Source organism: Aquabacterium sp., assembly GCF_049274795.1.
Lineage (GTDB): Bacteria > Pseudomonadota > Gammaproteobacteria > Burkholderiales > Burkholderiaceae_C > Aquabacterium.
Genome location: NZ_JBASTH010000091.1, coordinates 1 through 26892, shown reverse-complemented (window position 1 = coordinate 26892; position 26892 = coordinate 1). Strand labels below are relative to the sequence as shown.

Below are 26892 nucleotides of genomic sequence, written 5' to 3'. Positions count from 1 at the left end.
GGCTCAAACGCCCCTGTTCAGTCGAGCTGAGAGGCGGCCGCGATGGCCTTGAGCAGGGCGTTGTTGATGTCCTGCTGGGCCATCAGCAGGCCGTCGCTGGCTTCGCGGATCTCATCCAGGGTGGTGCCCTCGATGGCCTTGATCATGCGGAAGTAGGGCTCGTAGGGGCCGGTGCCGTCGACCAGTGCCTGGAACACGCGCTCGGGCACCGGGATGGTCTTGAGCAGTTCCGAGAAGGGCTGGTTGAACATGCGGTCCAGCAGCGAGAACACGCCGCAGATGAACAGCTCGCTGCGCATCTCGTCGCTGCTGCCGCGTGAGATCTCTTCCATCAGCAGGCCACGGCGCACGGCGGCGAACATCACGGGGCGCATGTTCGGGTCCTTGCTGGCGGTGGCCAGCAGCAGGGCCAGCCAGCGCTTGAGGCGCTGGTAGCCCAGCACCATGATGGCGTGGCGGAAGGACGAGATCTCGACCGACAGCCCGAACGCCGGCGAGTTGATGTAGCGCAGCAGCTTGTAGGCCAGGGCCGGATCGCGCTTGAGCGTGGCTTCCAGATCCTCGATGTCTGCCTCTTTGTGCACCTGGTCGATCAGCAGCACGATGGCCTGCAGCGAGGGCTGCTCGGCCTTGCGCGCACCGGTCTGGATGGCGTCATCGATGGGCCAGCCCAGCACGGCCGCGGCGCCGCGCCGGAAGGCGGCTTCCATGTCGGCCACATTGGTGACGCCGTTCTGCACATGGCTCACGGTGCGTGCCACGCCCGACGAACTGGCCACGGTCTCGTCCACCCGGCGGTCATCGGCCAGATCGACGATGGAGTACTTGAAGCAGGGCAGCACTTCGCGCGGCAGCTCCTGCAGCGGGCGGCCCTTGAGCAGCAGGGTGTTGCCGTTGGCGTGCAGCGTGGTGATGGCGTCGGTGTGGGCACGGTCGCCCGCCATGAAGGCCGGGATCTCGATGAACACGTGCGTGGCCGGCTGGGCCTGCAGCAGGCCTTCGAGCAGGTTCTCGCTCAGGGCATTGAGCCAGACCTGGCCGGCACCGCCCGTGGGCCAGACCTCCGCGATCGCTTCCAGCAGGGCGCCGGCATCGAGCTGGCTGCCTTGCTGAAGCGGAAACACCGTCAGCCGGGTGGCGATGACGGCGCGGTTGCGGTCGATCACCGGGCTGTAGGCCAGGGCAATCTGTCCGAGGATCGGATGTTCACTCATGAGCGGGGCGGCGTGGGCTGCGGTGTGGGTCAGCCGTTCACATATTGGAACAGCGAGAGCTTCTGCACCATCGAATAGCTCTTCAAGGCTGCATCGTAGCCGGTTTGCTTGCTCTGGAATGCTGAAATCGCCTCCACCATGTCGAGATCTTCCGCGCTGGAGCGGTCGGTCTGCGCCGTCAGCTTCAGGGTGGCGATCCTGCCCTCGATACTGTCCAGACGCTTGAGGGTTTCGCCAGTGGCGGATTCGGCCGACATCATGTTGCCCAGCACACTGTCCAGGTTGCTCAGGCCGCCGTTGACCGCCTGCTGGATCTGGCCATTGTTCAGGCTAGTGGTGTTGAGTTGGGCGATGACCTGGTCGAGCGTGTCGAACACGCTCAGCGTGTTGGTGGACTGGCCGATGGTGAAGGTGTCTCCGGTGGCCGGGGTACCTGCCACGTTCACCGTCATGCCTCGCCCCGGGATGACGATGCCGGCACCCGTGGTGTAGGGCACGCCGGTGCTCAGGGCGTTGCCGTCCTCCAGCACAGAGTAGGTGGTCACGCCGCCGGTTACGTCGAACTGGATGGTGTAGTTAGGGGGCGCGGTTCCCGTGGCCGTTGGGAAGGGCACGTCGTTGGGCGAGCTCACGGTGCCGGGGCTGATCCAGGACGAGCCGGTGTTGGTGCTGGCCGCGGCTGTGGCGAACACGCCGTTGCCCGTCTTGGCCTTGAGCCAGACCAAGTCGCCATCGACCGTGAGGTTCACATTCTCGCTGGACGAACCTTGCGCCTGGCCGCCCTGGCCTACGAACTGCACGCCGCCGGGCGCGTCGATGAAGGGCGGGCTGGACGAGCCCTGGCCGCCGAACACGAAGCCGCCGCTGCCATCTGATCGGTTGGCGACCGACAGCAGCTGGTTGCGAATCTCCTTGAGCTGCACGGCCAGGCTTTGCCGCTCCGCATCCGAGTAGCTGCCATTGCCCGCCTTTACCAGAGATTCGCGCGCAGTCTGAAGTAGCTCGACCGAATCGCGCAGCACGCCGGAGCCCAGTGTCATGGCATTGCGGCTGGCCTCCAGGCCCCGCTGGTTGGCATCGCTGCGCGACATGGTGGACAGCGCACGCTCGGCACGGGCGGCGGCAACGGGGTCGTCGCTGGCGTTGTTGACCCGCTTGCCCGTGGTCAGTTGCATCTGCGAGTCGGTCAGGTCGTTCTGGCGTTTCTGCAGGTTGGCGATGGCCGCGTTGAAACTGTAGGCAGTACTGATGCGCATCGTAAGACTCCTCAGCGGGCGGTTTGAAGCAGGGTGTCGAAGATCGTCTGCGCGATCTGCAGGATCTTCGCGGCGGCCTGGTAGCTCTGCTGGAACTGGATGAGGCGGGCAGCTTCCTCGTCGAGATTGACCCCCACCTTGTTAGACAGGACTCCCTGGGCGTTGGATGCCATGGTGGCCGAAATCGAGGCAGAGGTCTTGGCGCCCTGCACCTGCACGCCGATCACGCCGATCATCTGCGAGTAGGCATTGGTGATCGTGGCGCCCGGTGCAGTGCTGCCGCCACCGTTGTCGCGGCGGCCGACGATGTCCTCATCGCGCAGGGCCAGCAGCGAGAGGGCATTGCCGTTGTTGCCGGCAGGGTAGGTGGTGTTCTCGACCTTGATGACGTCACCATTGGAGGGCACGCCGTTGAGCATCAGGTTGAAACCGTTGTAGCTGATCGGGCTGCCGGCTTGCCAGGTGCCGCTGGCCACGGCGGTGCCCAGGGGGGATTGCAGCTCGTAGTCGCCGCTGGCCGACGTGAACACGATGTTCAGCTCGGTGCCGTTGAGCGGGGGCAGGGTCGCATCCGGCTGAGACACCATCGAGAGCGAGCCCACCGTGGCCGTGCCCTTGTTGGCGGCGTTGGTGGTGGCTGTAAAGGGCGAGGCGGCCGCGATGCCGGTGGGGTTGTCCAGCACACGCCGCATCTGGCCGGCCGAGGCACTGGCGGGGCGCAGCTCGAACTTGTCGCCCGCGTTGATCGCGCCAGTGATGTTGATGCGGAAACCATCGACCTCGCTGCCATCGACCACGCTGGTGACCAGCCCATCGCTCTTGCGGGTCAGCGTGTACTGGCCGGCCACGGCGGGGTCGGGCACCAGGCTGTAGTCGCTGGCCTGCAGTTCGCGGCCATCCAGGATGGTCATGGAGACTGGCGGTGGCGACAGCGACGAGGTGTTCTTGGTGGAGGGCAGCACCTGCGGAGTGCCAGTCGAAAAGATCGCGCCACCGGCACCGGGCGGGGTGCCCAGGTCCAGGCCCAGCGACTGCTGCTGGTTCACGCGCCAGGCCAGCGCGGCGCTCATCTGGCCCAGCAGCGCGCGCGCGCTGGGGATGTCCTCGTTCTGCACCTTGAGCAGGCCAGCGATGGTGCCGCCCAGCACCAGACCCTGATTGACGGGGCGCTTGATGCCCACGTCCGAGAGCAGCAGGGTGGCCTTGGACGAGTCGAACTCGTCCGTGCCGATGGCGAGCTGTTCTGCGGAATTGCTCAGCACCAGGCGCTGACCACCGCCGATGAACACGCTTAGCGTGCCGTCATCGGCCTCCACCGTGGAGACCTGGATCAGCTCGTTGAGCTGCTTGACCAGCAGGTCTCGCTGGTCGAGCAGGTCATTGGGCGAATGGCCCACGCCCTTGACCGAGGCGATCTTCTGGTTGATGTTGGCGATGTTCTGCGCAATGGAATTGACCTGCTCGACGGTGTTGCGCAGGTCGTTGGTCACGCCCTCCTGCAGGGACGACAGTTGCGTGTCGGCCGAGCGGATGCGCGAGGCGAAGTCTTCGGCGCGGGCCAGCACCACCTGCCGTGCGGACAGGTCCTGCGGCTGGTTGGCGACATCCACGAAGGCATTGAGCATTTGGCCGGCTGAATAGCCCAGGCCGCCTTCGCCCAGCGGGAACACCTTCTCGAGCTGCGTGAGCTTGTCCAGACGGGCCTGGTCGGCCGAGGCCACTGACGCGGTGTTGTTGGCTTCGCGGGCCAGGTAGGGGTCGGAGGTGCGGCTGACCGTGGCGATGCGCACGCCGCGGCCGAAGAAGCCGGCGCCGGTGAAGCGGCCGTCTTCCGTGGCCAGTTCCACCTGCTGGCGTGAGTAGCCTTCGGTGTTGGCGTTGCTGATGTTGTTGCTGATCGTGTCGAGCACCGCCGTGTTGGCGTACATGGCACGGGTGCCGAGCGCGAAGAGTCCTGATCCCATGGTTCACCGCCTCCCGGACGTCACGTGACGGAGCGCTGCAGGCGCAGCGTGGTGTTGATCACCTTGGTGAGCTTGTCCGCGTAGGCCGGATCGGTGGCGTAGCCGGCCTTCTGCAGGCCCTGGGCAAAGCCCTTGGCCGTGTCGGCCTGGGCCACCGTCTGACTGTAGCGCGGGCTCTGCGTGAGCAGGCGGGCGTGGTCCTTGAACGCATCCTCGTAGGAGTCGTAGGCTCTGAATTTGGCCGTGACTTTTCTCGCAACGCCGCCGATGTACTCGGTGGTGGTCACCTCGGCGACCTTGCCTGTCCAGCTGGACGTGGCCTTGATGCCGAACAGATTGTGGCTGGTCGTGCCATCGGCCATCTTGGGCTCCTTGCGGCCCCAGCCCGACTCCAGCGCGGCCTGGCCCAGGATGTTTTCCGACGGGATGCCCGTGGCCTTCTCGGCGGCTTCGGCGGCCTCGGCATGCTTGCGCACGAAGCGCTCGGATGGGCTGAGCTTCTTGTCGTCGATGTCGGCATCGGCGCCAGAGGCTGCGCCGGTACGGGCCGTGCCTCCGATGCCACTGGTGTCGATGGCGCCGGTCAGGCCACCCAGGCGGCCTGAGGGCAGGTTCAGCCCGGTGCCGTCGGCCGCCTTGTCGCTCGACGCCACCTTGCCCACCTGGCGTTCGAGCTGCTTGAGGATCATGTCGCCCAGGCCGCCGGGCAGTCCGCTCATCTTGGCCGACAACTGCGTGTCCAGCATGTTGTTGCCCATCTCGGTGGCCTGGTTGTCCAGCATGCCGGTGCTCATGGTCGTGGCGCGCATGGACTTGAGCAGCTCGGCCATGAACAGCGATTCGAGCTGCTTGGCCGCTTCCTTCAGGCCAGCCGTGTCCTTGCCGCCCTTGGCCGCACTGGCGCGCAGGCTGTCCAGCGAGCGCAGATCCATGGTCAACGAAGCGTTGCCATTGGACATCGATGACGTGAAGCTGCTCATGTCAGATCACCTCCAACTCCGCCTGGAGCGCGCCGGCAGCCTTCATGGCCTGCAGGATCGCCAGCAGATCCTGAGGATTGGCCCCGAGCGTGTTGAGCGCCTTGACCACGTCGGTGAGCTTGGTGCCCGCGGGTAGCTGGATCAGTGCGCCGGGCTCCTGGTTGATGCGGATGTCCGCCCTTTCGGTGACCACCGTCTGGCCCTGCGACAGCGGCGAAGGCTGGCTGACCTGTGGCGTGCTGCTGATGGTGACCGACAGGTTGCCGTGCGCCACGGCGCAGGGGCCCAGGGCCACGGCCTGGTTCATCACGATCGAGCCGGTGCGGGCATTGACGATCACCTTGGCGATCGGCGTGGCCTGGTCGATGGGCAGGTTTTCCAGATCGCCCATGAAGGCCACGCGCTCACCGGCGGCCTGGGGCAGGCGCACGGCCACGGTGCGGCCATTGATGGCCTCGGCGGTGCCGGCACCCTTGGCCTTGTTGATGGCGTTGGCGACGTTGCGGGCGGTGTTGAAGTCTTCGGTCTGCAGGTCGAGCTGGGCCACGCTGGTCTGCAGCCAGGGCGTGGGCACGGCGCGCTCGACGGTGGCGCCGGCGGGGATGCGCCCGGCGCTCAGGTGGTTGACCTGCACCTTGGAACTGCCTGACGAGGCACCGGCGCCGCCGACGATCATGTTGCCTTGCGCGAGCGCGTAGATCTGGCCATCGGCGCCCTTGAGCGGGGTGGCGATCAGTGTGCCGCCGCGCAGCGACTTGGCATTGCCCAGCGAGGACACGTTGATGTCGATGGCCTGGCCGGGCTGCGCGAAGGGCGGCAGCGTGGCCGTGACCAGCACGGCCGCCACGTTCTTGAGCTGCATGGCCGCACCAGGGGGCACCGTGATGCCCATTTGCTGGAGCATCGCGTTCAGGCTCTGGGTGGTGAAGGGGGTCTGGGTGGTCTGGTCACCCGTGCCGTCCAGGCCGACCACCAAACCATAGCCCATGAGCTGGTTGGGGCGCACGCCCTGCACGGAGGCGATGTCCTTCAGGCGCATGGCCTGGGCCGACATCGGCAGGGCGGTGGCGAAGACTGCGGCCACCACGAACGCCGAGGAGACGAGGATCTGGAGAGGGCGTTCGAGCTTCATGGCGGGACCGATCATGGAAGGGGTTCGGTCCCATTGTTCTAGACTTTAGATCGGCGAAAGGCTCAAGAAGAACCGCGCCAGCCACCCTATTCCCTGCGATTCCCCCTGGGCGCCGCGGCCTCTCTGCTCAACCCGGACATTTGCCACGGTTGCCGAGCTCACGACGTTGCCGGGCTGGATTTTGAGAGGATCGATCTGTCCGGAAAAGCGCAGCACCTCCACGTTGTGGTTCACGCCGATCTGCTTCTCGCCGGCCACGACCAAGTGCCCGTTGGGCAGCACCTCGATCACGCTGGCCGTGATGTTGCCCGTGAAAGTGTTGTTGCTCTCGGTACTGCCCTTGCCGTCGAACGAATTGTTCGAGGTGCCGCCGGCATTGAGCTTGGCCAGCGTGCCCGCCTGCAGGAATGGGAAGGCCGAGACACTGCCGCTGATCGTGCCCGTCTTGTCGATGGAACTGGTCGATTCCTGCTTGGCCGTGATCCGCTCCACGATGTTGATCGTGACGATGTCGCCGACCTGGCGGGCACGCGGGGTTTCGTACAGCGGGCGGTATCCCACATTCTGGAACAGCGAACCGCTGTTGGTGGAGGGGGGCGCGATGGCTATGGGGCGCGCCTGCGTGGGCTCCATCACCTCGACACGGGGGGCGGTGGCCATGCAGCCGGCCATGCTGAAAGCCAGCAGGGTGCCGCCCAAGACCCGGGCGGAGGGTGAAAGAAGACGCGTCATCACAGTTGTCCCAGGCGTTGCAGCATCTGATCGGAAGTCTGGATGGCCTTGGAGTTCAGCTCGTAGGCCCGTTGCGTCTGGATCATCGTGATCAGTTCCTGGACCACATTGACGTTGGACGCCTCCACGAAGCCCTGCGACAGTGTGCCGGTGGCGTCCAGGCCGGGATTGGTGACGGTGGGCGTGCCCGAGGCCACCGATTCAGTGAACAGGTTGCCGCCGCGTGGATCCAGTCCGGCCGGGTTGATGAAGTGCGCCACCTGTATCTGACCCAGGTTGGCCGGGGCGGTCTGGCCGGGCAGGGTCGCCGTCACTGTACCGTCGCCACCGATGCTTACCGTGACTGCGTTCTGTGGCACGGTGATGCCGGGCTGTACGGTGTAGCCCTCGTTGGTGACGATCTGGCCCTGTGAGGACAGCTTGAAGGCGCCATCCCTGGTGTAGGCCGTGGTGCCATCGGGCATCTGAATCTGAAAGAATCCGTCGCCGTTGATGGCCACGTCCAACGTATTGCCCGTTTGCTGCAGCGTGCCCTGCGTGAATTGGCGTGCGGTAGCCACAGGCTTGACGCCAAGGCCGACCTGAAGGCCTGTAGGCAACTGCGTTTGCTCCGAACTATTGGAGCCGACCTGACGCAGGTTCTGGTACATCAGATCCTCGAAGATCGCGTGCGAGGCCTTGTAGCCGTAGGTCGAGCTGTTGGCCAGGTTGTTGGACACATGGTCGAGCTGGATCTGCTGGGCTTCCATGCCCGACTTCGAAATCCACAGGGAGCGCATCATGGCCGTTCTCCTTCAAACATCAAACTAGGTCAGGTGGGCGAGTTGGACAACAACTGCGCAGCCTGCTGCTCGTCCTTCTCGGCGGTCTGCAGCGAGCGCATCTGTGCTTCGTACTGGCGTGCCGCCGAGATCATCGAGATCATGGTTTCGATCGGGTTCACGTTCGAGCCTTCGAGCGTGCCCTCGTGTACACGGGCGTTAGGGTCGGCGGGGAGGTCCCCGTTGGCGGCGCGGAACAGCCCGTCTTCACGGCGGTCCAGCTTGGTCTCCGGCGTCACCAGCTTGAGGCGGCCGATGGGCGTCACGGTGCCGTTGGCTTCTTTGACGCTCACTGTGCCGTCGCTGGAGATCGATGGACGAGTGTTGGGCGGAATGTTGATAGGGCCACCATCGCCCATCACCGTATAGCCCGTGTAGGTGACCAGCGCGCCCTCGCTGTTCACCGTGAGCGCGCCGTTGCGCGTGTAGGCCTCGGTGCCGTCCAGGGCCTGCACGGTCAGCCAGGACCGATCTCGCATGGCCACATCCAGCGGATTGCCCGTGCGGTTTAGCGGGCCCTGCGCTTCGTCGTAGCCCACGGTGGTTTCCAGCGAATAGACGCGGGTGGTAGAGCCATCGCCGCGCACCGGCACGGCGCGGATAGCCTGCATTTCGGCTCGGAAGCCCGTGGTCGATACGTTGGCCAGGTTGTGCGCCAATACATCTTGGCGCTGCATGTCCATCTTGGCGCCGGCCATGCTGAGGTAGATCATGCGGTCCATCGCGAACTCCGGTTAGGCGTGGTGCTCGAATGGGTCAGCGCAGGTTCACCAGGGTCTGCAGGATCTGATCCTCGGCCTTGATGGTCTGGGCATTGGCCTGGTACATGCGCTGGGCCACGATCATGTTGACCAACTCGCCGGTCAGGTCCACGTTGGACTCTTCCAGCGCGCCCGATTGCAGCAGGCCCATGTTGCCGTCGCCGGGGATGCCCGTGACCGGGTCGCCCGACGAGTAGGTTGAACTCCACTCGTTGCCCCCCTTGGGCTGCAGGCCCTGCGGGTTGCGGAAGGTGGCCAGTTCCACCTGGCCGGCCGGCTTGGATTGGCCGTTGGAGTAACGGGCCATCACGACGCCGTTGGATTCGATGGCAATGCTCGTAAGTTGACCTGGCGCGTATCCGGTCTGGGTCAGACCCGTCACGGCGAAGCTGGAGCCGTATTCCGCTGAACGAGACAGATCCATGCTGATGCCAGGAATAATCTCTGTCAGGGCGCCCGAGGACATGGTCACCTGAGGAATGTCGGGCAGCGTGAATTTGCCGTCTGTTGCTGTGGTGATGGGTGTGTTGCTCGCGTCGTAGGTGGTGATGGTGCCTGGGTCGCCCTGCACCGCGCCGCTGTTGGTGGTGGTCGGGTTGCCGCCGGAGGCCGCGAAGGTGATGCTGGCCACCCGCACGGGGTCGCCGGCACCGTCACTCTGGATCGAGGTTCCGTTCGCAGTAACGTATACGTCCCAGTTGTCGGCGCTGGTTTTGCGCATGTAGTAGGTCAAGCCTGTGGCTTGGCCCTTCACGTCGTATACCGTCTGCGATGTGGCGAAGTTGTAGGTGTTGGGATCGTCGAAGTCGATGGCTGTGCCCGATCCTACGGCCGTGCGCGAGTCGAACGTCATCTCCAGATTGATCTGGTCCGTCCGATTGGGCTCGATGCCGGAGGTCGGAAGCGTCAATGGAGACGCCTGCGAAGGAATGATCGTGCCCTGGTTGTCTGCCTGGTAGCCCAGCAGCATGCTGCCCGAATTGTTGACGATGTAGCCCTCGCGATTGAGCTTGAACTGACCATTGCGAGAATAGGTGACGGGGTTCTTGCCATCGCTGAGTTGGAAGAAGCCGTTGCCGTTAATGGCCAGGTCCATCGGATTCTCGGTGGTGGTGATGTTGCCCTGCGTGAACTGCTGGGCTACCGCGCCGATGTTCGCGCCAATGCCGATGTTGTTGCTGCCCGAACCGTTAAGTGCATTGGCATACATGTCCGCGAATTCGGCGCGAGAGAACTTTGCGCCAAAGGTGCCGGAGTTGGCGACGTTGTTGCCGATCACCTCCAGGTTGCGTGCCGACACGTTCAGGCCGGAGAGTCCTTGCTGAAAGCCCATGGTTGTTTGCTCCTAGGTGAGGTGAGGATGATCAGGACAGCGCCTTGATCTTGCTGTAGGCGGTGTCGCCGCTCAGCCGCAGTTGCACGTTCAGGGCGCCGTCCTTCATGCTGACGGCGTCGACCATGTCGGTCATGATGGGTTTGGAGGTGATGGCGCTGCTGCCGCTGGTGGCCGTGACCTTGAATTGCAGGCCGCTGGTGGCGATGTTCTCTGGCACCGTCCAGTTAAAGCCGTGCTGGCCGGCCTTGGCGGCGCCCAGATTCAGCGTGTCCAGCGTGGCGCCGGTGGACGACAGGATCTCCACCTTCACGTTCGACGCATCGGATGTGAGTTCAACACCGCCGGTGGCCACACGCTTGTCGTCCACGGCCAGCTTGTTGCCTTCGAGCAGCACGGTGCGGCCCACCATGGTCACGCTCTGCATCAACTGCGCAGAGGCCATCGAGCTGTTCAGCCCGGCCACCGTGTTGTTGAGCTTGTCGATGCCCGTCACCGTGTTGATCTGCGCCATCTGGCTGGTCACCTGGGCGTTGTCCATCGGGTTGAGCGGATCCTGGTTCTGCATCTGCGTGACCAGCAGCTTGAGGAAGCGGTCGGAGGCTTCTGTCGTCTTGTCGCTCTTGGCCGTGTTGTTGTTGAGCAGGTTGTTGGGGATGCCGTTGGTGGTGTTCGTGGTGGTGACCATGGCGGTTTTTCCTGTTCAGATGTGGTGGTGTTGTATGGCGCGAAGGATCAGCCCTGGCCCAACTGCAGCGTCTTCAGCAGCAGGCTCTTGGCGGTGTTCATCACTTCGATGTTGTTCTGGTAGGAGCGCGAGGCCGAGATCATGTTGACCATCTCTTCGATCACGTTGACGTTGCTGTAGGTCACGTAGCCCTGCGTATCGGCCTGGGGGTTGCCGGGATCGTGGATGCGGCGCCCTGGCGTGTTGTCCTCCACCACGTTGCTCACGGTGACGCCGGCGGCGCCCACATCACCCATGGGCTCGGTGGTGAAGACCACATGGCGCGCCTTGTAGGCGCTGCGGTCTGGGCCGGCCACCGTGTCGGCGTTGGCCAGGTTGGACGACACCACGTTCAGGCGCTGGGCCTGGGCGCTGACGGCCGATCCGGAGACATTGAAGATCTGGAACATGGACATGGCTCAACTCCTTCACTGGCCGTTGATGGCTGTGGTCAAGGTCTTCATCGATCCATTGATGAAGCGCAGCGTGGCTTCGTAGCGCACGGTGTTGTCGGCGAAGTTCGCGCGTTCGCGGTCCATGTCGACACTGTTGTTGTCCAGGCTGCTCATCGAGGCGGTGCCGTAGCCCAGCTCGGGCTTGGCGCCTGCACCGGCGGGTGAGCCGCCGCGATTCATGTGATTGGCCGAGCCGGTGACCATCTGTAGTACGGGCATGGTTAAAGAGCTATGGCCTGCCGAGCGGCGGCCCGTGGCCTGGCTGAGCGCATCGGCGAACTTGAAGTCCTTCGATGTGTAGCCCGGCGTGTCGGCATTGGCGATGTTGCTGGCGATCAGGCGCTGGCGCTCGGAACGCAGCTTCAAGGCCTCGGCCTGGAAGTCGATGCTGTCAGTGAGTCGGTTCAGCATGGCATCACCTTGAAAAACAACCTTCGGAAAATCACGTCGGAATGGTGAATCCTCCGGGCCCAAAACATGAGCCGAAATAGCCGGGACAAGACCTGCTAATTCGCGCCGCAGCGCTGACGGCAGGCGCGTAGAGTCGCCCTCACCATGAAAGCGTCCCTGCGTTCTATCTACCTGTCCGCCCTGTCGGTGGCTTGGCTGTTGCCTGCCCTGTTGTGCGCGATGCTGGTGGCCTTGGTGGAGCCCGCGCAGGCGCAGAGCATGAACTGGGGCGCTGCACCCACGGCAGCGCAGGCGCAGCCGCCGGCATCGCCCGAGATGGCCGGCTTCCAGCACGAACTGGAAGTGCTGCTCAAATCCAAGACAGAAGCAGAGGCTGTGGCCCCGGGTGGCGCGCATGCCCAGGCGGCACGCCCCTTCAAGCCCCGCCTGGAAGTGATCCTGGGTCGGCTCGATCCGCGCCTGAAGCTTGCACCTTGTGAAAAGGTGCGGGCCTTCCTGCCCGAAGGCACCCGCCTGTGGGGCCGTGCCCGCGTGGGCCTGCGCTGTGAGCAGGGCGCCGTGCGCTGGAATGTCTACTGGCCGGTGACCATCAAGGTATGGGCGCCGGGCCTGGTGGCGGCGACGCCGCTGCGCGCAGGTGCCACCATCACCGAGGCCGATTTGCGCGTTGGGGAGATCGACCTGGCCGAAACCATGTCGCCGGCTGTGCTTGACGCAGCCGAGGTGGTTGGTCGCACCATGATGCGCAATGTGGATCCGGGTGAGAGCCTGCGCCAGGACGACATCAAGCTGCGCCGCTGGTTCGCCGCAGGCGAGCCGGTCAAGGTGACCGTGAAGGGCAATGGATTTGCCGTGGGGGCGGAAGGCACCGCTCTGTCCCACGGCGATGAGGGCCGTTGTGCGAGGATACGCATCGACGGTGGCCGTGTCCTGTGTGGACTGCCGGTGGGGGAGCGCCGGGTGGAGGTTGCTTTGTGATACGAAAAATCCGGCATCTCACCCCCCTGACCAAGGGGGATTCGGCCATTGGCATTAAAGTCGCGCGCCCTCGGGACGATAAGACAGGTGTCAAGGCCCGGTGCATGCCGGGAGCAAGGAGCAGATGATGAAAATCGGAAACAATGGTGCAGACAAGGCGGTCAACGGTGCCGGCACCGCCACGCGCACGGATGCGGCCGTCAACGCCACGAACACCGGCAAGACCGGCAAGCTCGAGGGCGGCCCGGAAGCCAGCGCCAAGGTGACCCTGTCCGGGGCCGCCAATGGCCTGAGCACGGCTGGCGTGGAAGGTTCTTTCGACAGCGCCAAGGTCGACCGCATCAAGAAGGCCATCGACGATGGCACTTACAAGGTCAATCCGGACGCGATCGCCGACAAGCTGATCGCGAACGCGAAGGAACTCCTGAGCCGCCAATAAAAAGCGGCTCGCCCAGACGGCTTCGGCCGAAGGCAGGCATGACTTGAGCGATATCAGCGCCTCTCCCTCCCACGATCCGAAAGATCCGTGGTCGAGCCACGCCCAGGCCCTCGAAGGCCATCTGCAGGCGTTGGATGAGGCTTTGCGCTCGCAAGATGCCGCCCGGCTGGAGACCGCATCGCAGGCGCTGCACAAGTGCCTGGCCGATGCGCTGGCAACTTTCCATCAGGCAAAAAAGACGGGCCTGCAGCCTTTGTCGCCCCTGATGCGGCAGAAGTTGATGCTGGCCCAGACTCGAGTGACGGGTCTGCAGAGCACGGTGCACCGGGCGAATGCGTCGCTGTCGCGCACCTTGAGCGTGCTGTTCCCGGAAGAAGAAGCCGGGCAAGGCGCCACCTATGGCGCGCTGCAGTCGGCCGGCGGCCCGGGTGCGGCCATGCGCTCTGCCTACAAGGGCTGAGCTAAAACCCCAACTCAGGCGCTTTCCGCAGTGTCGGCGCCTTCCACCACCAGTTGAACCCGCTGGCGCCCCTGGAACTCGTCCAGTGAGAGGCGGAAAGCCAGGCGTGTGCGCGCCGGCAGGGGCTCGCTGCGCCCGAACCAGATCCCATCGCGCAACTGGCCTTGCACCCGCAGGCTCAGCTTGAGATGGCGCTCGCCCACCAGGCGCTGGTTCACCACCTCCACCATGTCGCAGAACACCGGGGCCTCGAAGCCCGGGCCCCACACGGCCTGGTCGATCAGCTGGGCCACCTCGGCGGTGTACCACTGGCCGTCCAGCGCGCCATCGGTGTGCACGCGGCGTGACAGCAGGTCGGCGTCCAGGCCGGCATCGGCCACGGCCAGCAGGGCGCCCTTGAACCGTTCGTGATCGTCCGGCGCGATGGTGCAGCCGGCCGCCATCGCGTGCCCGCCGAAGCGGTGCAGCAGGCCAGGGTGGCGCTTGCTGACCAGGTCCAGCGCGTCGCGCAGGTGAAAGCCCGGGATCGAGCGGCCCGAGCCCTTGAGCAAACCATCCTGCCCACGCGCGAAGATGAAGGTGGGGCGGTGCAGGCGGTCTTTCAAACGCGAGGCCACGATGCCGACCACGCCTTCGTGGAAGCCTTCGTCGAACAGGGACAGGGCCGAGGGGATTTCACCCTCCGGAAGCAGGCTGTCCAGCGTCATCTCGGCCTGGTCGCGCATGCCTGCCTCCACCTCGCGGCGTTCGCGGTTGATGGCGTCCAGTTGGCGGGCCAGCATGTCGGCGCGGTCCAGATCGTCGGTGATCAGGCACTCGATGCCCAGGCCCATCTCGGCCAGGCGGCCAGCCGCATTGATGCGCGGGCCCAGTGCGAAGCCGAAATCCTGCGCGCTGGCACGGGCTGGATCCCGGCCGGCGGCGCGGTACAGGGCGGCCAGGCCCGGCTGCATGCGACCGGCGCGGATGCGCTTGAGGCCCAGGGACACGAGCCGGCGGTTGTTGGCGTCCAGCTTGCCCACGTCGGCGATGGTGCCCAGGGCCACCAGGTCCAGCAAGGTGTCGATGCGCGGCTGGTTGGCCGCGTCGAAACGGCCGCGGCGGCGCAATTCGGCGCGCGTGGCCAGCAGCACGTAGAACATCACGCCCACGCCGACCAGTGCCTTGCTGGCGAAGGCGCAGTCAGGCTGGTTGGGGTTCACGATGGCATCGGCGGCCGGCAGGCTGGGCTGGCCTTGGGGATCGATCACGGGCAGATGGTGGTCGGTGATCAGCACCTGCATGCCCAGGGCGCGGGCCTTGTCTACGGCCTCGTGGCTGGCCATGCCGTTGTCCACGGTGACCAGGATATCGGCCTGGCGGGCGCGCACCATGTCGACGATGGGGGGCGTGAGGCCGTAGCCGTGCAGGGCGCGGTCGGGTACCACGTAGCAGAGCTGGTTGGGCTTGGCGCCCAGCAGGGCCAGACCGCGCAGGCCGGTGGCGCAGGCTGTGGCGCCGTCGCAGTCGTAATCGGCCACGATGCAGATGCGCTTGCCCTGGTCGATGGCATCGGCCAGCAGCGTGGCGGCGGTGCCCAGGCCGTGCAGGTCCGAGGGGGGCAGCAGGCGCGCGGGGGCGTCGTCCAGCTCGTCAGCGCTGCGGATGCCGCGTGCGGCCAGCAGGCGGGCGAGCAAGGGGTGGGTGCCGGCCTGCTCCAGGGCCCAGGCGGGGCGGGGAGGGATGTCGCGGGCGATGAACTTCATGGCGAGGGCAGGGATCGGGTCAGAGCTGGCGCAGCAGATCGGCCGCGCTTACGGTGGTCTTGCGCCAGGGCAGGGCGCGGCCCAGGTTGGCCAGCAGGCCGGGGCGCCGGGTGGGTTGAGAAAGGGTCAGGGCATGCCGCTCGCCGCACAGGGTCAGGCGCACGGGACGGCCGGCATCCAGAGCCTGGCTCAATTGTCGCAGCGGACCGGCATCGAGGGCCTGCCAGGCAGCTTGCCAGGCGGGCAGATCGCCGCGCAACAGGGCCTGACGGGGCGCATCGGCCAGGTGCAGTGGCCAGTTCGGCCAGGCGGTGTCACCCGTGTTGTGAGCGGTCTTGTCCGCTTGCTCTGCGGGCGTGCCGGTGCCGCTGAGCCAGAAGGAGTTCACGCTCAGCGCGCGCCGGGCATCGCGCGCATCGTTCACGGGGTGCTGGTACAGCAGCATCTGCACCTCGTTCTGCAGGCGGCGCAGCAGGCGGGCCTGCGGGTGGTTGGGCATCCACAGATCCGGGTTGCGGCCGATCACGCGGTCGAGCGAGGCGCTGGGCAGGGCGGCCAGCGAGGGGTGTTGCACATACCAACGCAGGGGCGCTCCCCAGGTCAGTTGCCAGCCTTCGCTCTCGAACAGTGGGCGCACGGCGTCGAACAGGGTGCGGGATTCGGCCTCGCTCAGGGCCAGTTCGTCAGGGTGCAGCAGCGTGAGGTGGTCACGGCCCATGAGCCAGTGCGAGGGCGTCAGCAGGCCCCAGGCTTCATCAGGCTTGGCGGGCAGGCCATCCAGGTGGGCCCACAGCGCGGCCCAGGGGGCTTGTGCGGGTTGTGTGTCGGTGTTGCTGGTGGCGGCGTCGGCCGTGTTGGCGGTGGCCTGCTGTGGCGGCGCTGCGGCTTCTCCACCTGGCCAGCCCACGGCGTTGGCCAGCAGGCGCTCGTGCGGGGCGGCCAGTTGGTATTCATCGCCGTGCAGCCACTGTTGCTCGGTCAGCCGGGCCAGCAGGCTCTGCAGCACGGGCAGTTCAGGCAGGGCATCGGCCATGTCCAGCCCGGGGCGGGCTTCTTCCTGGGGCTCGGCCAGGGCCACGGCCCAGGGGATCACCAGGTGGTCGGCCACAGGTTGGCTGGGCAGGGGCGGGGTCAGGTCGGTGGTCGGCAAGGGCGAGGCAGAAGGCGCGGGCATGGGGTGATTATCGAATGAGTACACTGCGCACACCATGAAGCTTCCCTATGAATGGCGCATCGGCTGGCGCTACACCCGGGCCGGGCGCAGTGCCCGGCGCAACGGATTCATCTCCTTCATCTCAGGCGTGTCCGTGATTGGCATCGCCCTGGGCGTGGCCGCCCTGATCATCGTGCTGTCGGTGATGAACGGCTTCCAGAAGGAGGTGCGCGACCGCATGCTCTCGGTCGTGTCCCACGTGGAGTTGTTCGATTCCCGTGGCGCGCCCTTGAGCGACTGGCAGGCCCTGGCGGCCCAGGCGCGCAAGAACCCGGCGGTGGTGGGCGCGGCGCCTTTCGTGCCCGCCCAGGCCCTGATCGCTCGGGGTGAGGACATGCGCGGCGTGCTGGTGCGTGGCATCGACCCGGTCCGCGAGGCCGAGGTGACGCCGCTGGCGCGCGGCCTGCAGCCGGTGCTCAACAAGCTTCAGCCCGGCGGCTGGGGCGTGGTGATGGGCGGTGAACTGGCCCGCAGCATGGGCGTGCATGTGGGGGACCCGGTCACCCTGGTGGCGCCCAGTGGCCAGGTCACGCCGGCCGGGGTGGTGCCCCGCCTCAAGCAGATGGTGGTGGTGGGCACCTTCGAGGCCGGCCACTACGAGTACGACAGCGGCCTGGTCATGGTGCACATGGACGACGCAGCCCGCCTGTTCCGCACCGGCGGGCCCACGGGCGTTCAGATCCAGCTCAAGGATGCGCAACAGGCCCGCGTGGTCGGCAATGAACTGGCCGAATCGCTGGGGCCGGACGTCATCGTGCGCGACTGGACGCACACCAACCGCAACTGGTTCGACGCCGTGCAGGTGGAAAAGCGCATGATGTTCATCATCCTGACCTTGATCGTGGCCGTGGCCGCCTTCAACCTGGTCTCCACCCTGGTAATGACGGTGACGGACAAGCGTGCCGACATCGCTATCCTGCGCACGCTGGGCGCGAGCCCCGCCTCGGTGATGGGCATCTTCATGGTGCAGGGGGCGCTGTCGGGTGTGCTGGGCACGCTCTCGGGCCTGGGCCTGGGCCTGTTGGTGGCCTTCAACATCGATGTGATCGTGCCTTTCATCGAAGGCCTGCTGGGCGTGCACTTCCTGCCCGGCAGCATCTACCTGATCAGCAAGATGCCCAGCGAGCCCCAGTCGGGCGACATCATCCCCATCGCGGTGCTGTCCCTGGTGCTGGCGCTGCTGGCCACCATCTACCCCAGCTGGCGTGCCAGCCGCGTGCAGCCGGCCGAAGCCCTGCGCTATGAATAAGAACCGAGAAGGCACCCGCGCATGAGCGAGATCATTCTGTCGGCCCAGGGCGTGCACAAGCGCTACGAGGAGGGGCCCCTGGACGTGAGCGTGCTGCAGGGTGTGGACCTCAGCGTGTCGTCCGGGCAATCGCTGGCCATCGTGGGCCAGTCCGGCTCGGGCAAGAGCACCTTGCTGCACGTGCTGGGCGGGCTGGACCTGCCCACCCAGGGCCGCGTGATGCTGATGGGGCATGACTGGGCAGGCATGTCCGCTGCCGAGCAGGGGCGCTGGCGCAACCAGCACCTGGGCTTCGTCTACCAGTTCCACCACCTGCTGCCGGAGTTCTCAGCCGTGGACAACGTGGCGATGCCGCTGCTGATCCGCCGTCTGCCGCTGGAAGAGGCCCGCCGTGCGGCGCTGGCCGTGTTGGGCCAGGTGGGCCTGGGTGCGCGGGCCGAGCACCGGCCGGCGGAGTTGTCCGGCGGTGAGCGCCAGCGTGTGGCCGTGGCGCGTGCGCTGGTCACCAAGCCGGCCTGCGTGCTGGCCGATGAGCCCACGGGCAACCTGGATCGCCGCACGGCCGATGGCGTCTTCGCGCTGATGCGCGAGGTGGCGCGCGAGCAGGGCACCGCGCTGATCATGGTGACGCACGACGAGGCGCTGGCACAGCGCTGCGATGTGCAGGCGCATCTGGTCGAGGGGCGGCTGAGCATCTGAGTGCCTGGGCCGGGCGGGGCTTTCCGCTTGCCCTTGTGTCATCACGAAGCGCTGCGCCAAGGCATGATGGTGTCATGGCCGACTTCTGGATCGACACCCACAGCCACCTCGATGCGTCCGAGTTCGATGCGGACCGCGCCGCGGTGATTGAGCGCGCCCGTGAGGCGGGCGTTCAGCAGGTGGTGGTGTCCATCACGCCGGGCACCTTCGAGGCTGCCCGCCAGGCCGCCGTCGATTGCGACGGTGCCTATGCACTGGGCAGCCACCCGCTGTTCGTCAACGACGTGGGCAGCGATGCGCCCGAGCGCCTGCGAGAAGCTCTGCATCGGTGGCGAGACGATCCCCGCCTGGTGGCCGTGGGTGAGATCGGCTTGGACGGCTTCGTGCCGGCGATTCAGGACGAGGCCAGCCGTGAGCTGCAGGACAAGCTCTACGCCGCCCAACTGGCCGTGGCCCACGATGCCGGCCTGCCCGTGATCCTGCACGTGCGCCGCACGGCGGACCAGTTGCTCAAGCATCTGCGTCGCATGAAGGCCGAGGGCCGCCCGGTGCCCGGTGGCATTGCCCATGCCTTCAATGGCAGCGAGCAGCAGGCCGAGGCCTTCGTTGAACTGGGCTTCTGCCTGGGTTTCGGCGGCGCCATGACTTTTGATCGGGCCTTGCAGATACGCCGCATCGCGGCCTGGCTGCCTGAATCGCACCTGGTGCTGGAAACCGATTCACCCGATATCCCGCCGCACTGGCTCTACAAGACGGCCGAGGCGCGCGCGCAGGGCGAGCACAGCCGCAATGAGCCGGCACAGTTGCCACGCATCGCTGAGACACTGGCCGAGCTGCGCGGCTGGAGCCTGGATCAGGCCCGGCGGATCACGACCGCCAATGCGCTGCGGGTGCTGCCACGGCTCGGATCCCTGATGGGCTGACCAGCTACGCCAACCCCACCTGCTCGAACACGTCGCGCCAGTCCGCCACCTTGCGCTCGAACGACCACGACGCATTGGCCGGGCTGGTCGATGGCAGCTTCACCACCGGCAGGCCCAGCGCCTGGGTGATCTTCATGTGCCGCGCCGATTCGCCGCCGTTGTGGGCGATGGCCTGCAGGCCAGGCGCCCATGCCTTCAGTTGATGCAGCGGGTTCAGCTCGGCCTGCTCGATGTCGCTGTCCAGGCTGCCCTCGCGCAGGCAGCTCGCGTAGACATCCCAGATGCCCAGGCCACGACGCTGCGCCTCGGCAATGCGCTCCGCATAGGGCCGCCGCTGCAGGGCCGCATCGCCCTCCAGCCCCCACAGCGCGGACAGGATCGGCCAGAAGTGGTTGCGTGGGTGCGCGTAATACTGCTGTTCCACCAGCGAGGCCACGCCTGGAAAGCTGCCCAGCACCATCAGCCGTGTCTGCGGGGAAATGATGGGCGCCAGCCCTTGCAGGGGCGGGGGCGCCGCCTGGTCAACGGTGGGCAGGGCAGGGGCCGGGCGCGGTTTTGAGGGCATGCGGCCATTATCCAAAAAGCCCGCATGCGACACTTACGCTCCGTGAAGCGATCCAAGAAACCTATCCTGGCCGAGGCCACGATCTCCGAAGAGCGGGGCATCCGCTACCTGCACCTGGGCACGCCCTGGATCCAGGGCGCCATGCGCATCCGCAAGCCGCTCAAGCTGGAGCTGGAGTACATCCAGCGCATGATGGCCTGGCTGCTGCTGCGCCCTGAAAGCGCGCTGCCCGGCACCCGCTGCCTTCAACTGGGCCTGGGCACCGGCGCCATCACCAAGTACTGCCATGCGGTGCTGCGCCTGCCCACCACCGTGGTCGAGATCAACCCCGGCGTGATCGCCGCCTGTCGTGCCTGGTTCCACCTGCCGTTCGATGATGAGCGCCTGACCGTGCTCGAACAGGATGCGGCCCGGTTCGTGACCGACCCCGGGCACACGGCGGCCTTCGACGCCCTGTGTGTCGATTTGTATGACCACGAGGCCGCCAGCCCCGTGCTGGACGACGAGGCCTTCTACCGCGCCTGCTGGAACGTGCTGGACGATGGCGGCGTGATGAGCGTGAACCTCTTCGGGCGCGAGGCCAGCTTCGACCGCAGCGCCGAGCGCATCGCCGCCGCGTTCGGGGTGGAGCGCATGGCCATGCTCAAGCCCACCACCGAAGGCAACACCATCGTGCTGGCTTGGAAGGGTTTTGACCTGCCCCCGCGTGACGAGTTGGCGTCAAGAGGGGAAACTTTACAGACACGGTGGGAGCTGCCTGCGCGAAAATGGGTGAAGCTTCTGTCGTCGTTCGCCGGCACCCGCAAGGCGTCGGCGTCTTCCTGAGTCACAACCCGCTGCCCCTCTATCGCCATGAGTGCTGTGCCTCCCGTCGCCAACCTGGCACCCCAGCCCGCTGCCCCGCAGGCGCGGCCGCATCCCCGGCCGATCACCCACAAGGGCCCGCTGGACTGGAAACTGCTGGTCACCTGGCTCACGGAAGACAACGTCATCGCCCTCAAAGACGCCGAGCGGGTAGCGCAGCGGTTTTCCGCTGGCGGCAGCTCGCAGCACCCGCTGGTGCGCCTGGCCGGCCTGGGCCTTACCCGCCAGGACACGGGCACCGTGCTCGAGCTGGAGCCGCTCACCGAATGGGTGGCGGCGCGCGTGTCCATGCCTTATGTGCGCATCGATCCGCTCAAGGTGGACGTGTCCCGCGTGGCCGACGTCATGTCCATCAACTACGCCGAGCGCCGCAAGTCCCTGCCCATCCAGGTGGGCCTGAACGAAATCACCATCGCCACCTGCGAGCCGCTGGACGTGGCCTGGATCGACGAGATCCTGGCGCACACCAAGAAGTCCGTCCGCCTGGTGGTGGCCAGCCCGCTGGAGCTGCAGCGCTACCGCACCGAGTTCTACACGCTGGCCAAATCGGTCCGCGATGCCAACAAGAAGACGGGCGACAGCACGGCCAGCAGCTTCGAGCAGTTGGTGGAACTGGGTCGCACCAACCGCCAGCTCGATGCCAATGACCAGGGCATCATCCAGGTGGTCGATTGGCTCTGGCAGTACGCCTTCGATCAGCGCGCCTCGGACATCCACCTCGAGCCGCGCCGCGACATGGGCGCCATCCGCTTCCGCATCGACGGCGTCATGCACATGGTCTACCAGGTGCCCCTGTCGGTGATGCAGGCCATGACAGCACGCATCAAGTTGCTGGGCCGCATGGACGTGGTCGAGAAGCGCCGCCCGCTCGATGGCCGCATCAAGACGCGCAACCCAGCCGGGGAAGAAGTCGAAATGCGCCTGGCCACCATGCCCACCGCCTTCGGCGAGAAGCTGGTGATGCGCATCTTCGATCCGGACAACACGCTCAAGACCTTCGATGCGCTGGGCTTCGCGTCGCAGGAACTGGCCATCTGGGAACAGTTGGTCGGCCGCTCGCACGGCATCATCCTGGTCACTGGGCCCACGGGCTCGGGCAAGACGACCACGCTGTACTCCACGCTCAAGCGCCTGGCCACCGAAGAGGTCAACGTCTGCACGGTGGAGGATCCGATCGAAATGATCGAGCCCTCCTTCAACCAGACGCAGGTACAACCCAATATCGACCTGGGCTTCGCCGAGGGCGTGCGCGCGCTGATGCGGCAGGATCCGGACATCATCATGGTCGGCGAAATCCGCGACCGTGAAACCGCCGACATGGCCATCCAGTCGTCCCTCACGGGCCACCTGGTGTTCTCCACCCTGCACACCAACGATGCGGCCTCGGCCGTGACGCGTCTGGTGGACATCGGCGTGCCGGCTTACCTGATCAGCGCCACCGTGATCGGCGTGCTGGCCCAGCGCCTGGTGCGCACCCTGTGCGTGGCCTGCAAGAAGCCGGACGATGCCCTCACGGCGGAGATGCTGACCGAGACCATCAAGCCCTGGCGCCTGAACGGCACGCCGCGCCCCTACAAGCCCGTGGGCTGCCTGGAGTGCCGCATGACGGGCTACAAGGGCCGTGTGGGCCTGTACGAGCTGCTGCCGTTGAGCGAGGCTATCCGCCAGACCATGCACCCCACGGTGGACATGGCCCGCCTGCGCCAGCAGGCCGTGCAGGAGGGCCTCAAGCCCCTGCGTCTGGGCGGTGTCATGAAGGTGGCCGAAGGCGTGACCACGCTGGATGAAGTGCTGCGCAGTACCCCGCAGTGGGAGATCTGACGGAGATCTGACCGCTGGCAGGTGAGGGCAGTGGTCAACCCGGTACGGGCGCCGAGAACTGCTCCACCACCACCTCGCAGCCGATGCCGCGAGGCTCCAGCTCCTGCCAGGTCACGGTGCCGCCCAATTGCTTGGTGCGCTTGCGCACGCCCCCCAGGCCCAGCCCGTGCGACCAGGATTCAGGGGAGCGGCCCAGGCCGTTGTCCGTCACCGAGAGCGTCAGCCGGTCGTCCTTGAAGGTCAGCTCCACGCGCACGCGGTTGGCCTTGGCATGGCTGATGGTGTTGTTGACCAGTTCGCGCAGGATGCGGGTCAAGGCCGACCACTGCACCACGGTGAGCTCCACGTCCTCATCCTGCGTGAGGTGCCAGTCCAGCTCGCAGCGTGCCACGTGCAGCCGGTGGCTCAGGTCGCGCTTCCATTCGCTGGCGGCATCGCTCAGCGTATGGGTCTGCACGGCCAGGCCGCGCGTGAGGGTCTTCAAATCCTGCAGCGTGTGGCGGATGTAGTCTTCGATCTCGGGGTTGGGCGCCTGGTACATCAGGGTCAGCAGGCGCGCACCGATGTCGTCGTGCAGATCCTGCGCCAGGCGCATGCGCTCTTCACTGCGGCCGCGCTCCACCGCGCGGTCGAAGGTGAGTACGCGGTGCAGCTGCTCCACGATGCGGTCGGCCAGGCGCGCGTCTTCCGAGGTGAACAGGCGCCGGCCCTTGTCCGCATGCTTGAGCACGAACACCTTGGTGCAGCCCTCGGTGTGCGACAGGTGGGGCAGGGGCACCAGCAGGATCCCGCCGTTGCCGCGCAGCGCGGTGGTGGGCACATCGCCCTGCACCAGGCTGATCTCGATCGGATCGAACAGCTCGCGCATCAGGCGCGCCATCAGGTCATCGAGCCTGTCGGGGCGGCGCTCCAGCTCGCGGGCGATGCGGTACAGGCGCTCGAACAGGCGCTCGGTGGTGATCGGGTCGCGGCTGAGCACATTGGTCATCACCCAGCGGCGGATGCTCAGGTACACGCCGAAGGACAGGAACAGCGACAGCGTCATCGATGTGAACTGCCCCAGCGAGAACACCGCCACGAAGAGCAGATCCAGCGAGGCCGCCACCGTGCTGGAAGCCGCCAGCAGCGAGAACTCCTGCAGGATCTGCTTGGAGCGCGACAGGTAGGGCGACAGCAGCAGCTGCGAGGCGAAGAACACGTGCCAGGTCATCACGCCGAAGGTGGTGACGTTGAGCTGCATGTCCGGCCGCGTGGTGGCCATGGTGACGGCCACGCTCAGCAGGATCCAGCTGCCCAGCGTGATGCTGGTGAAGCGCCGCAGCACCAGGGTGAAGGGGTGCGGTGCCTGCCGGTAGGTCAGCGTCATGAAGCAGATGGCCGCCAGCACCAGCAGGGCGCAGCTGCCCTGCACCCACCACCATTGCCAGGCCGGCGTGAGGTAGGACAGGGCCAGGCCCACGGCCACTGCGGCAGCCCAGCCCCCCAGGGCGACCAGCCCCCAGCCGCGCAGGCGGCGTGGGTGCAGCACGGCCACCTGGATCATGGCGGCGGCGGACACGATGTCCAGGCCCGTGCGCAGGCTGGCATCGAGGTCGACGAACCACACGGGCATGAACATGTCCAGGTTCGATTCGGCCGCAATCAACAGCAGGTGCGCACCCTGGGTCAGGGCCAGCATGGCAAAGGCGGCGTTGCGCCACTGAGGCCCGGCCAGGAAGACCACTGCCCCCACGCCCATCACGACCAGCGCCAGGGCTGAGAGCATCCAGAACAGGGGCGTCAGGCCGCCCCAGCCGCGCTGGGCCACCAGCATGGGCTCGTCCGGCGCATTGACCAGCTCCAGCACCACCACACCGCCCTCGGGTGGCAGCATGGCCGCGGCAGCGGCCAGCCGGCGGTGCAGGTCCGCATAGTGTTCACGCGCCTTGGCATCGGGGATCCAGCGCGCGCTGTGCTGCAGGGCCAGCAGCTCGATAGGGGCTTCCAGCACGGTCACCGAGCCGCTGGGGGCGATCTGCTCCACACGCACACCCTCGATCGCATGGCCCTCCAGGCGCTGCAGCGTGGGCATGTTGGCGGTCACGATCTTGACCGAGCCTTCCGGTGAGGCCTTGAGCGTGACGGGCAGGCGGGGCTGCACCGTGAGCCACTGCGCCAGCGCGAACACCAGCACGCAGCCGCCCAGGATCACGCCCACCAGCAGGCGCAGGCGCCAGCCGATCCAGCGGGGCAGGTGGCTGCTGCTTTGCAGTGCTTCGTCGAGGGTGGTGGGGCCGTGCCGATCGCTCAGGCTGAGATCGCCGGCACCGGGCGATGGGGTCACACCAGGCCCTGCTTGCTGGCGAGCACGGCCGCTTCAGCGCGGCTGGAGACGTTGAGCTTCTTGTAGATGGACTTGATGTGGTCGTTCACGGTGAACCACTTGATGCCCATCAGGTTGGCGATTTCCTTGATCGTGAAGCCCTTGCTGAGGTAGGTCAGCACTTCACTTTCGCGGGGGGTGAGCCGTTCGTGGTCCAGCGGTGCCGCGGGGGCGGCCGGCGCCGCCGCGATGGCTGCACTGGCCACGCCGCTGCCGGTGTGCAGGGCACTGGATGAGTGCGAAGGGAAACCTTCGCCGGTGCGGAAGTGCGTCAGCAGGCGCCGCGCGATGGCCGGCGACAGCGGCGGCTGGCCCCGCACGATCTTCTGCAGCTCTTCGACCAGCACCTCGAAGCGGTCTTCCTTGAGCAGGTAGCCGTCGGCACCGCATTGCAGGGCCGGGAAGAGGTGCTCGTCGTCCGAGTAGAGCGTGGTGACGATGCGGGTGGCCGGGTAGTTGGCCAACTCCGACAGCAGCTCCAGCCCACTGCCGTCGGGCAGTTCCAGATCAACCAGGATGAGCTGGTAGGGATCGGCCGAGGCAGCCGCGCGCTGGCCTGCAGCATGCCCGAGCAGGCGCCGCACAGCCTCCAGATCACCGGCTTCGGTGATGCTGCTCACGTCGCTGAAGCTCTCGCGAACCACGCGACACAAGAAACCCCGCGCAACGGGGTTGTCTTCAAGAATCAGTACTTTGACCGCCATGACTTGCTCCCGAGGAGGCGCCAACTGAACAGGCCCCCTGGGTTGAAAACGCTGCGCCCGAACGATGCTGATGCCGCACCTTGTCGGGGAAGGCCCCCTGTTTCCAACCTAAGCCGAACCGAGCCCATTATCGTCGGGCGCGCGCCGATGCGACAGACCCCCAGAAGGGGCCGTCACCGAAGAACGTGTCTGCCCGCCTACAATGTGCCCATGCGTATCTTGATCGCCAACGACGATGGCTACCTGGCCCCAGGCCTCGAAGCCCTCGTGCAGGCCTGCGAAGGGCTGGGCCATATCGACGTCTTCGCCCCAGAGCGCAACGCCAGCGGGACCTCCAATTCCCTGACCTTGCACCAGCCGCTCACCGTTCACACGGCCCGCAATGGTTTTCGTTTTGTTACAGGAACACCCTCCGATTCCGTCCATCTGGCCCTCACTTCGGGGCTGATCGAGACCCCTGATCTGGTGTTGTCCGGAATCAACAATGGCGCCAACATGGGCGATGACACGCTCTATTCCGGCACCGTGGCCGCCGCCACCGAGGGTTTTCTCTTCGGCATTCCGGCCATCGCCTTCTCGCTCACCGACAAGGGCTGGACCCATCTGGACGCCGCCGCGAAGGTGGCGCGTCGCGTGGTCGAGCATGTGCTGGCGCGCCCGCCCGGTGCAGGCGCCTGGCTGCTCAACGTGAACATCCCGGCCATTCCCGACAGCGAGCAGGCTCCCTGGCAGATCACCCGTCTGGGGCGCCGCCACGCCAGCCGTCCGGCCATCGTCACGACCAACCCTCGCGGCGAGCCCATCTACTGGATCGGCCCGGCCGGCGAGGCCCGTGATGAAGGCGACGGCACCGATTTCCAGGTCACCCGCGCGGGTGGGGTGTCCATCACCCCGCTGCAGGTGGACATGACCGATCACGCCGGCCTGCCGCGCTGGCGTGACTGGGTGGGCAACCCGCCCGGCAGCGAAGGCTCTGCTGCATGAGCACGCCGCCCGGCGGCCAGCGCACCCGGCGTTTTCCGCTGAGCCTGGACCGCGTGGCCACCCCCGCCAAACCCGCGCCCGCGCGCGAACTGCTGCGCCC

Annotated in this window: 26 protein-coding genes; 9 read left to right on the top strand and 17 right to left on the bottom strand. The window is 66.4% G+C overall.

Going from position 1 to position 26892, the window contains the following annotated elements:
- Nucleotides 1-17: 17 nt before the first annotated feature.
- From WAQ08_RS14900 to flgB, 12 genes are all read right to left on the bottom strand, one after another.
- Entirely contained in the window at nucleotides 18-1214 is a 1197-nt protein-coding gene (locus tag WAQ08_RS14900) for an EAL and HDOD domain-containing protein (protein WP_422192511.1), read from the bottom strand.
- A gap of 29 nt (nucleotides 1215-1243) precedes the next feature.
- A complete protein-coding gene (flgL, locus tag WAQ08_RS14895) occupies nucleotides 1244-2470 on the bottom strand; it encodes a flagellar hook-associated protein FlgL (protein WP_422192509.1) in 1227 nt (408 codons plus the stop codon).
- Nucleotides 2471-2481: 11 nt separating this feature from the next.
- Complete coding sequence (flgK, locus tag WAQ08_RS14890) at nucleotides 2482-4434, bottom strand: flagellar hook-associated protein FlgK (protein WP_422192507.1); 1953 nt, start codon at nucleotides 4432-4434, stop codon at nucleotides 2482-2484.
- A 20-nt stretch (nucleotides 4435-4454) separates the two neighbouring features.
- Nucleotides 4455-5414, bottom strand: coding sequence for a flagellar assembly peptidoglycan hydrolase FlgJ (gene flgJ / locus WAQ08_RS14885; protein ID WP_422192506.1), 960 nt, complete (start codon nucleotides 5412-5414; stop codon nucleotides 4455-4457).
- Nucleotide 5415: 1 nt separating this feature from the next.
- Entirely contained in the window at nucleotides 5416-6468 is a 1053-nt protein-coding gene (locus WAQ08_RS14880) for a flagellar basal body P-ring protein FlgI (protein ID WP_422192576.1), read from the bottom strand.
- Between the two features lie 123 nt (nucleotides 6469-6591).
- The gene (locus WAQ08_RS14875; protein WP_422192505.1) at nucleotides 6592-7278 is read right to left on the bottom strand and encodes a flagellar basal body L-ring protein FlgH; all 687 of its coding nucleotides are present in this window, start codon (nucleotides 7276-7278) and stop codon (nucleotides 6592-6594) included.
- On the bottom strand, nucleotides 7278-8060 hold the full coding sequence (gene flgG / locus WAQ08_RS14870) for a flagellar basal-body rod protein FlgG (protein ID WP_422192503.1): 783 nt from the start codon (nucleotides 8058-8060) through the stop codon (nucleotides 7278-7280). The genes WAQ08_RS14875 and flgG overlap by 1 nt, the downstream gene beginning before the upstream one ends.
- A 29-nt stretch (nucleotides 8061-8089) precedes the next feature.
- Complete coding sequence (flgF, locus tag WAQ08_RS14865) at nucleotides 8090-8821, bottom strand: flagellar basal-body rod protein FlgF (RefSeq protein ID WP_422192501.1); 732 nt, start codon at nucleotides 8819-8821, stop codon at nucleotides 8090-8092.
- 34 nt (nucleotides 8822-8855) lie between these two features.
- Entirely contained in the window at nucleotides 8856-10193 is a 1338-nt protein-coding gene (flgE, locus tag WAQ08_RS14860; RefSeq protein WP_422192500.1) for a flagellar hook protein FlgE, read from the bottom strand.
- Between the two features lie 31 nt (nucleotides 10194-10224).
- Nucleotides 10225-10881, bottom strand: a complete 657-nt coding sequence (locus tag WAQ08_RS14855) for a flagellar hook assembly protein FlgD (protein ID WP_422192498.1) — start codon at nucleotides 10879-10881, stop codon at nucleotides 10225-10227.
- A gap of 47 nt (nucleotides 10882-10928) precedes the next feature.
- Nucleotides 10929-11336: a flagellar basal body rod protein FlgC gene (flgC, locus tag WAQ08_RS14850; protein ID WP_422192496.1), complete on the bottom strand. Its 408-nt coding sequence runs from the start codon at nucleotides 11334-11336 to the stop codon at nucleotides 10929-10931.
- Between the two features lie 12 nt (nucleotides 11337-11348).
- Nucleotides 11349-11786 (bottom strand): flagellar basal body rod protein FlgB, encoded by a 438-nt coding sequence (gene flgB / locus WAQ08_RS14845; RefSeq protein WP_422192494.1) that lies wholly within the window; start codon nucleotides 11784-11786, stop codon nucleotides 11349-11351.
- Between the two features lie 144 nt (nucleotides 11787-11930).
- Between flgB and flgA the strand changes: the two genes are divergently transcribed.
- The 3 genes from flgA to WAQ08_RS14830 all read left to right on the top strand — a co-directional run bounded on the left by flgA (nucleotide 11931) and on the right by WAQ08_RS14830 (nucleotide 13663).
- On the top strand, nucleotides 11931-12764 hold the full coding sequence (flgA, locus tag WAQ08_RS14840; protein WP_422192492.1) for a flagellar basal body P-ring formation chaperone FlgA: 834 nt from the start codon (nucleotides 11931-11933) through the stop codon (nucleotides 12762-12764).
- 127 nt (nucleotides 12765-12891) lie between these two features.
- Nucleotides 12892-13203, top strand: coding sequence for a flagellar biosynthesis anti-sigma factor FlgM (gene flgM / locus WAQ08_RS14835; RefSeq protein ID WP_422192490.1), 312 nt, complete (start codon nucleotides 12892-12894; stop codon nucleotides 13201-13203).
- Nucleotides 13204-13246: 43 nt separating this feature from the next.
- Nucleotides 13247-13663 (top strand): hypothetical protein, encoded by a 417-nt coding sequence (locus tag WAQ08_RS14830; protein WP_422192488.1) that lies wholly within the window; start codon nucleotides 13247-13249, stop codon nucleotides 13661-13663.
- A 14-nt stretch (nucleotides 13664-13677) separates the two neighbouring features.
- Here WAQ08_RS14830 and recJ read toward each other — a convergent pair whose 3' ends face one another.
- On the bottom strand, nucleotides 13678-15408 hold the full coding sequence (gene recJ / locus WAQ08_RS14825; protein WP_422192487.1) for a single-stranded-DNA-specific exonuclease RecJ: 1731 nt from the start codon (nucleotides 15406-15408) through the stop codon (nucleotides 13678-13680).
- A 19-nt stretch (nucleotides 15409-15427) separates the two neighbouring features.
- Entirely contained in the window at nucleotides 15428-16582 is a 1155-nt protein-coding gene (locus WAQ08_RS14820; protein ID WP_422192486.1) for a hypothetical protein, read from the bottom strand.
- A 34-nt stretch (nucleotides 16583-16616) separates the two neighbouring features.
- Between WAQ08_RS14820 and WAQ08_RS14815 the strand changes: the two genes are divergently transcribed.
- The 3 genes from WAQ08_RS14815 (at nucleotide 16617) to WAQ08_RS14805 (ending at nucleotide 19492) form a co-directional block, all read left to right on the top strand.
- Nucleotides 16617-17870 (top strand): lipoprotein-releasing ABC transporter permease subunit, encoded by a 1254-nt coding sequence (locus tag WAQ08_RS14815; RefSeq protein ID WP_422192484.1) that lies wholly within the window; start codon nucleotides 16617-16619, stop codon nucleotides 17868-17870.
- Between the two features lie 21 nt (nucleotides 17871-17891).
- Nucleotides 17892-18569 (top strand): ABC transporter ATP-binding protein, encoded by a 678-nt coding sequence (locus WAQ08_RS14810; protein WP_422192482.1) that lies wholly within the window; start codon nucleotides 17892-17894, stop codon nucleotides 18567-18569.
- 74 nt (nucleotides 18570-18643) lie between these two features.
- The gene (locus WAQ08_RS14805) at nucleotides 18644-19492 is read left to right on the top strand and encodes a TatD family hydrolase (protein WP_422192480.1); all 849 of its coding nucleotides are present in this window, start codon (nucleotides 18644-18646) and stop codon (nucleotides 19490-19492) included.
- A gap of 4 nt (nucleotides 19493-19496) precedes the next feature.
- On the opposite strand, the gene WAQ08_RS14800 is transcribed toward WAQ08_RS14805, so the two are convergent.
- Nucleotides 19497-20057: a DNA-deoxyinosine glycosylase gene (locus WAQ08_RS14800; RefSeq protein ID WP_422192478.1), complete on the bottom strand. Its 561-nt coding sequence runs from the start codon at nucleotides 20055-20057 to the stop codon at nucleotides 19497-19499.
- 42 nt (nucleotides 20058-20099) lie between these two features.
- Here WAQ08_RS14800 and WAQ08_RS14795 point away from each other — a divergent pair, with 42 nt between their 5' ends.
- Together WAQ08_RS14795 and WAQ08_RS14790 are read left to right on the top strand one after the other, a co-directional pair.
- Entirely contained in the window at nucleotides 20100-20882 is a 783-nt protein-coding gene (locus WAQ08_RS14795) for a spermidine synthase (protein ID WP_422192476.1), read from the top strand.
- A gap of 27 nt (nucleotides 20883-20909) precedes the next feature.
- On the top strand, nucleotides 20910-22742 hold the full coding sequence (locus WAQ08_RS14790; RefSeq protein ID WP_422192475.1) for a GspE/PulE family protein: 1833 nt from the start codon (nucleotides 20910-20912) through the stop codon (nucleotides 22740-22742).
- Between the two features lie 34 nt (nucleotides 22743-22776).
- On the opposite strand, the gene WAQ08_RS14785 is transcribed toward WAQ08_RS14790, so the two are convergent.
- Entirely contained in the window at nucleotides 22777-25065 is a 2289-nt protein-coding gene (locus WAQ08_RS14785; protein WP_422192474.1) for a sensor histidine kinase, read from the bottom strand.
- Nucleotides 25062-25808: a LuxR C-terminal-related transcriptional regulator gene (locus WAQ08_RS14780; protein WP_422192473.1), complete on the bottom strand. Its 747-nt coding sequence runs from the start codon at nucleotides 25806-25808 to the stop codon at nucleotides 25062-25064. The genes WAQ08_RS14785 and WAQ08_RS14780 overlap by 4 nt, the downstream gene beginning before the upstream one ends.
- A 210-nt stretch (nucleotides 25809-26018) precedes the next feature.
- On the opposite strand from WAQ08_RS14780, the gene surE reads away from it, so the two are divergent.
- Nucleotides 26019-26792, top strand: coding sequence for a 5'/3'-nucleotidase SurE (gene surE / locus WAQ08_RS14775; RefSeq protein WP_422192471.1), 774 nt, complete (start codon nucleotides 26019-26021; stop codon nucleotides 26790-26792).
- The last annotated feature ends 100 nt before the right edge of the window (nucleotides 26793-26892 follow it).

Bases quoted from the DNA above. Each gene is read 5' to 3' on its own strand.
- WAQ08_RS14875 (WP_422192505.1), bottom strand. From the start codon at position 7,278: ATGACGCGTCTTCTTTCACCCTCCGCCCGGGTCTTGGGCGGCACCCTG.
- WAQ08_RS14815 (WP_422192484.1), top strand. From the start codon at position 16,617: ATGAAGCTTCCCTATGAATGGCGCATCGGCTGGCGCTACACCCGGGCC.
- flgG (WP_422192503.1), bottom strand. From the start codon at position 8,060: ATGATGCGCTCCCTGTGGATTTCGAAGTCGGGCATGGAAGCCCAGCAG.
- WAQ08_RS14820 (WP_422192486.1), bottom strand. From the start codon at position 16,582: ATGCCCGCGCCTTCTGCCTCGCCCTTGCCGACCACCGACCTGACCCCG.
- flgJ (WP_422192506.1), bottom strand. From the start codon at position 5,414: ATGAGCAGCTTCACGTCATCGATGTCCAATGGCAACGCTTCGTTGACC.
- WAQ08_RS14880 (WP_422192576.1), bottom strand. From the start codon at position 6,468: ATGTCGGCCCAGGCCATGCGCCTGAAGGACATCGCCTCCGTGCAGGGC.
- WAQ08_RS14810 (WP_422192482.1), top strand. From the start codon at position 17,892: ATGAGCGAGATCATTCTGTCGGCCCAGGGCGTGCACAAGCGCTACGAG.
- recJ (WP_422192487.1), bottom strand. From the start codon at position 15,408: ATGAAGTTCATCGCCCGCGACATCCCTCCCCGCCCCGCCTGGGCCCTG.
- flgB (WP_422192494.1), bottom strand. From the start codon at position 11,786: ATGCTGAACCGACTCACTGACAGCATCGACTTCCAGGCCGAGGCCTTG.
- flgK (WP_422192507.1), bottom strand. From the start codon at position 4,434: ATGGGATCAGGACTCTTCGCGCTCGGCACCCGTGCCATGTACGCCAAC.
- WAQ08_RS14790 (WP_422192475.1), top strand. From the start codon at position 20,910: ATGAGTGCTGTGCCTCCCGTCGCCAACCTGGCACCCCAGCCCGCTGCC.
- flgA (WP_422192492.1), top strand. From the start codon at position 11,931: ATGAAAGCGTCCCTGCGTTCTATCTACCTGTCCGCCCTGTCGGTGGCT.
- WAQ08_RS14900 (WP_422192511.1), bottom strand. From the start codon at position 1,214: ATGAGTGAACATCCGATCCTCGGACAGATTGCCCTGGCCTACAGCCCG.
- WAQ08_RS14780 (WP_422192473.1), bottom strand. From the start codon at position 25,808: ATGGCGGTCAAAGTACTGATTCTTGAAGACAACCCCGTTGCGCGGGGT.
- flgC (WP_422192496.1), bottom strand. From the start codon at position 11,336: ATGTCCATGTTCCAGATCTTCAATGTCTCCGGATCGGCCGTCAGCGCC.
- WAQ08_RS14855 (WP_422192498.1), bottom strand. From the start codon at position 10,881: ATGGTCACCACCACGAACACCACCAACGGCATCCCCAACAACCTGCTC.
- flgE (WP_422192500.1), bottom strand. From the start codon at position 10,193: ATGGGCTTTCAGCAAGGACTCTCCGGCCTGAACGTGTCGGCACGCAAC.
- surE (WP_422192471.1), top strand. From the start codon at position 26,019: ATGCGTATCTTGATCGCCAACGACGATGGCTACCTGGCCCCAGGCCTC.
- WAQ08_RS14805 (WP_422192480.1), top strand. From the start codon at position 18,644: ATGGCCGACTTCTGGATCGACACCCACAGCCACCTCGATGCGTCCGAG.
- WAQ08_RS14800 (WP_422192478.1), bottom strand. From the start codon at position 20,057: ATGCCCTCAAAACCGCGCCCGGCCCCTGCCCTGCCCACCGTTGACCAG.
- flgF (WP_422192501.1), bottom strand. From the start codon at position 8,821: ATGGACCGCATGATCTACCTCAGCATGGCCGGCGCCAAGATGGACATG.
- flgL (WP_422192509.1), bottom strand. From the start codon at position 2,470: ATGCGCATCAGTACTGCCTACAGTTTCAACGCGGCCATCGCCAACCTG.
- flgM (WP_422192490.1), top strand. From the start codon at position 12,892: ATGAAAATCGGAAACAATGGTGCAGACAAGGCGGTCAACGGTGCCGGC.